Genomic DNA, 3,087 nt, shown 5'->3' on the forward strand with positions numbered 1-3,087 from the left:
GTTTTATTTGCGAGTGTACGTAAACATGAAGTGAATGAAGGTTTCTTCGTTTCATCAGTACTGTTCGCATTAATCGTTCCAGCAACATTACCATTATGGCAAGTTGCTTTAGGTATTACGTTTGGTATTGTTGTTGCTAAAGAGATCTTTGGTGGTACAGGTCGTAACTTCCTAAATCCAGCGCTTGCTGGTCGTGCTTTTCTATACTTTGCATACCCAACTGATATCTCTGGTGATGCGGTTTGGACTGCGGTAGATGGCTTCTCTGGTGCCACATCACTTAGCGTAATGTCACAAAGTGGCTTAGAAGCGGTGCAAACAAACCTATCTTGGATGGATGCTTTTCTTGGTAATATGCAAGGGAGTGTTGGTGAAGTCTCAACATTGGCTATCTTAATTGGTGGTGCTTTTATTGTTATTACGGGTATTGCTTCATGGCGAATCATTTCCGGCGTAATGATTGGTATGGTTGCAACTTCTTTGCTGTTTAATGTGATTGGTAGTGATACAAACCATATGTTCCAATTACCTTGGTACTGGCATTTAGTCATGGGGGGATTTGCCTTTGGTATGATCTTTATGGCAACAGATCCTGTATCTGCATCATTTACTAACAAAGGTAGATGGGCTTACGGGATATTAATTGGATTAATGACAGTATTGATTCGTGTTGTAAACCCTGCTTTCCCTGAAGGTATTATGCTAGCTATCTTATTTGCTAACTTGTTTGCACCACTATTTGACTACTTTGTTGTACAAGGAAATATCAAACGGAGGTTAGCGCGTAATGTCTAATCAACAGGAAACATTTGGTAGAACAATCGTTGTGGTACTAGCAGTTTGTCTAGTATGTTCAATTGTTGTTGCGGGCGCAGCCGTTGGCTTACGTTCACTACAAATCGCCAATAAAGAGATTGATAAGCAAAAAAATATTCTTGCTGTAGCAGACTTAGAGACTGATAAATCAGTTTCTGAAATCTTTGCATCTAATATCGAAACTAAGCTAGTTGACTTAACAACGGGCGAATTTGCTGAAGGCGTTGATGCTGCAAGTTATGACCAACGAAAAGCGGCAAAAGACCCGCAACAAAGTGTTCGCTTAACGGCTGAACAAAATGTAGCGGGTATTGGCCGTCGTGCAAATCTTGCAACAGTTTACCTTGTTTCTGATGACAGCGGTGAATTGCAAAGCATTATTTTACCCGTTCATGGTGCCGGTTTATGGTCAACTATGTATGCATTTGTTGCGATTAAACCTGATGCTAATACTATTGAAGCGATAACTTATTACGACCAAGGTGAAACACCTGGACTGGGTGGCGAAGTTGAAAACCCACGCTGGCGTGCACTTTGGGAAGGTAAAGAGTTGTTTGATGAAAATGGTGTACCAGCAATCAAAGTCATTAAGGGGCAAGCTCCTGCAGATTCTAAACATGAAATTGATGGTTTATCTGGCGCAACACTAACCAGTGTTGGCGTTCAACATACCTTTAGTTTCTGGCTAGGTGAGCAAGGCTTTGGTCCGTTTCTTAAGAAAGTTCGAGAAGGAGCGTTAAACAATGGCTAATTCAAATGAATTAAAAGAAGTATTAACTTCCCCGATTGTTAGTAATAACCCGATTGCATTGCAAATCTTAGGTGTTTGTTCAGCATTGGCGGTAACGACAACGTTACAAAATGCAGTCGTAATGACGTTGGCGGTTCTATTCGTAACCGCATTTTCTAACTTGTTTATTTCAATGATTCGTAACTATATTCCAAATAGTGTACGTATTATTGTACAAATGGCGATCATTGCATCACTAGTAATCTTAGTTGACCAGGTATTGAAAGCATATGCGTACGGTTTGTCGAAGCAGTTATCTGTTTATATTGGCCTTATCATTACAAACTGTATTGTAATGGGACGCGCAGAAGCATTTGCGATGAAAAACAAACCATTCCCAAGCTTCATGGATGGTATCGGTAATGGTTTAGGTTATGGTTTCATTCTTGTAATCGTGGGCGGGATTCGTGAGTTATTTGGTGCCGGCGCTTTATTTGGTATCGAAATTTTACCGCTCACTTCAAATGGTGGTTGGTATCAAGCTAATGGTTTATTACTGCTTCCTCCAAGTGCGTTCTTTATTATTGGTGGCATCATCTGGGCTATGCGTACACTTAGACCAGAGCAAATCGAGCCAAAGGAGTAGTTTGAATGGAACATTATCTTAGTTTATTTGTGCGCTCAATTTTTATTGAAAATATGGCGTTAGCTTTCTTCTTAGGCATGTGTACATTCCTTGCTGTTTCTAAGAAAGTTAAAACCTCGATGGGTTTAGGTGTTGCGGTTATCGTAGTATTAGGTATTTCTGTACCGGTAAACCAAATCATCTACTTTAACTTGTTAGCACCTGGTGCATTAGGGTGGGCAGGCTTCCCTGAAGCAGACCTTAGCTTTCTAGGCTTTATTACTTTCATCGGTGTTATCGCAGCCTTAGTACAAATTCTGGAAATGGTATTAGATAAATACTTCCCAGCTTTGTATCAAGCTCTTGGTATCTTCCTACCATTAATCACAGTTAACTGTGCAATTTTTGGTGGCGTATCGTTTATGGTTTTACGTGAGTATAACTTACTTGAATCAGCTGTTTACGGTATTGGTAGTGGCATTGGTTGGACATTGGCGATTGTTGCATTAGCGGGTATCCGTGAAAAAATGAAATACTCAGACGTACCAGATGGTTTACGTGGTTTAGGTATTACATTTATTACAACGGGTCTAATGGCACTTGGGTTTATGTCATTCTCAGGTATCCAACTGTAAGCGTTGCTGTTTTAGCTTAATTGAATTTCGGGGGTTAATACCCCCTCAAAACAAGGAAAAAGTCGATGGAAATATTTCTCGGCGTAGCCATGTTTACTATTATCGTTTTAGCATTAGTTGTCATTATTTTGGCAGCTAAGGCAAAACTAGTAAGCACAGGCGATATTATTATTACTGTTAACGATGATGCAGATAAAAGTATTAAAACCCAAGCGGGTGGCAAACTATTAGGCGCACTTGCTAATTCTGGAATTTTTGTTTCTTCTGCTTGTGGTGGCGGT

4 protein-coding genes and 1 pseudogene are annotated in these 3,087 nt (G+C 40.1%); all 5 read left to right on the forward strand.

Annotation, left to right across the window (positions count from 1 at the left end; translation table 11 throughout):
* A partial coding sequence (locus QNK26_RS02645; protein ID WP_319220713.1) for an NADH:ubiquinone reductase (Na(+)-transporting) subunit B occupies positions 1-795 on the forward strand: 795 nt, incomplete at its 5' end.
* Positions 788-1,567: a Na(+)-translocating NADH-quinone reductase subunit C gene (locus tag QNK26_RS02650; protein WP_319220714.1), complete on the forward strand. Its 780-nt coding sequence runs from the start codon at positions 788-790 to the stop codon at positions 1,565-1,567. The genes QNK26_RS02645 and QNK26_RS02650, both read left to right, overlap by 8 nt.
* Positions 1,560-2,192, forward strand: coding sequence for an NADH:ubiquinone reductase (Na(+)-transporting) subunit D (locus tag QNK26_RS02655; RefSeq protein WP_319220715.1), 633 nt, complete (start codon positions 1,560-1,562; stop codon positions 2,190-2,192). The genes QNK26_RS02650 and QNK26_RS02655 overlap by 8 nt, the downstream gene beginning before the upstream one ends.
* A 5-nt stretch (positions 2,193-2,197) precedes the next feature.
* Complete coding sequence (gene nqrE / locus QNK26_RS02660; RefSeq protein ID WP_319220716.1) at positions 2,198-2,806, forward strand: NADH:ubiquinone reductase (Na(+)-transporting) subunit E; 609 nt, start codon at positions 2,198-2,200, stop codon at positions 2,804-2,806.
* A gap of 65 nt (positions 2,807-2,871) precedes the next feature.
* Positions 2,872-3,087: pseudogene (locus tag QNK26_RS02665) on the forward strand (NADH:ubiquinone reductase (Na(+)-transporting) subunit F); the annotation flags it as partial.

Origin of the sequence: Moritella sp. (assembly GCF_033791185.1) — a bacterium.
In the GTDB taxonomy this organism is placed as follows: domain Bacteria; phylum Pseudomonadota; class Gammaproteobacteria; order Enterobacterales; family Moritellaceae; genus Moritella.

Bases quoted from the DNA above. Each gene is read 5' to 3' on its own strand.
- QNK26_RS02650 (WP_319220714.1), top strand. From the start codon at position 788: ATGTCTAATCAACAGGAAACATTTGGTAGAACAATCGTTGTGGTACTA.
- QNK26_RS02655 (WP_319220715.1), top strand. From the start codon at position 1,560: ATGGCTAATTCAAATGAATTAAAAGAAGTATTAACTTCCCCGATTGTT.
- nqrE (WP_319220716.1), top strand. From the start codon at position 2,198: ATGGAACATTATCTTAGTTTATTTGTGCGCTCAATTTTTATTGAAAAT.